At 60.4% G+C, this 1142-nt stretch carries 2 protein-coding genes; both read right to left on the bottom strand.

The genetic code is table 11. The features are described 5' to 3' along the window. Positions 1 to 181 (bottom strand): PhoU domain-containing protein (locus HP546_RS30465; protein WP_372242488.1); only part of this gene is annotated, 181 nt, incomplete at its 3' end. Positions 182 to 238: 57 nt separating this feature from the next. Beyond that, a complete protein-coding gene (gene pstB, locus HP546_RS30460) occupies positions 239 to 1072 on the bottom strand; it encodes a phosphate ABC transporter ATP-binding protein PstB (RefSeq protein WP_172233661.1) in 834 nt (277 codons plus the stop codon). Positions 1073 to 1142 lie beyond the last annotated feature (70 nt).

The following is a 1142-nucleotide window of genomic DNA, read 5'->3' as shown; positions in this document are numbered from 1 at the left end:
GCTCGTCCACTTCGCGCACTTGCTGGGCCAGGCCCGAGTCGGCCTCGATCAACGCGGTTACCGCGTCGTTGACCTGCTTTTCCACCAGGCCGCCCATGGCCAGCAGATGGCTGCGCACCTCTTCGAGCTCGGCGTTGAACTGCTGGGAGATATGGTGGGTCAGGCTTTCTTTGTTGATCATCGTTTTGTCCTTTGGTAGCGCGGCCTTGTAGGAGCGGGTGCTCATTGCGAGCCGCGCTTAACCGTAGCGACCGGTGATGTAGTCTTCGGTCTGCTTCTTCGCCGGATTGGTGAACAGGGTATCGGTATCCCCGAATTCGACCAGTTTGCCCATGTACATGAAGGCGGTGTAGTCCGAAACACGGGCCGCCTGTTGCATGTTGTGGGTCACGATGACGATGGTGTATTTGGATTTCAACTCGTAGATCAGTTCTTCGACCTTCAGGGTCGAGATCGGGTCCAGTGCCGAGCACGGTTCATCGAGCAGCAGCACTTCCGGCTCGACGGCGATGGTGCGAGCAATCACCAGACGCTGCTGCTGACCCCCGGACAAGCCCAGCGCCGATTCGTGCAGGCGGTCCTTGACCTCGTCCCACAGCGCCGCACCCTTCAGCGCCCACTCGACCGCTTCGTCAAGCACGCGCTTTTTGTTGATGCCCTGGATACGCAGGCCATAGACCACGTTTTCGTAGATGGTCTTGGGAAACGGGTTGGGTTTCTGGAACACCATGCCCACCCGACGGCGCAGCTCGGCCACGTCTTCGCCCTTGCGGTAGATGTTGTTGCCGTACAGGTTGATGGCGCCTTCCACTCGGCAACCGTCAACCAGGTCGTTCATGCGGTTGAAGGTGCGCAGCAGGGTCGACTTGCCGCAGCCGGACGGGCCGATGAAGGCGGTCACGCGCTGTTTCGGGATATTCATGCTGACGTCGAACAGGGCTTGCTTGTCGCCGTAGTACAGGCTCAGGCCGGGGACTTCAATGGCCACGGTCTCTTCGGCCAGGCGCAGGCCCTGCTTGTCGCGACCCAGGGCGGACATGTCGATGCCGTGAGTGTGGGAATCTTGCTGCATGGTCAACTCCATACGCTATCAATTCGTTTCAAAGGGCCGCCCGGCTCACGGGCGGCACGCTTGCAGGCTG

The sequence above is a fragment of the Pseudomonas sp. CM25 genome (assembly GCF_013179705.1).
In the GTDB taxonomy this organism is placed as follows: Bacteria; Pseudomonadota; Gammaproteobacteria; order Pseudomonadales; family Pseudomonadaceae; genus Aquipseudomonas.
Note: the sequence above shows the minus strand (reverse complement) of the source record. Positions and strands in the feature narration are given on the sequence as shown.

Bases quoted from the DNA above. Each gene is read 5' to 3' on its own strand.
- pstB (WP_172233661.1), bottom strand. From the start codon at position 1,072: ATGCAGCAAGATTCCCACACTCACGGCATCGACATGTCCGCCCTGGGT.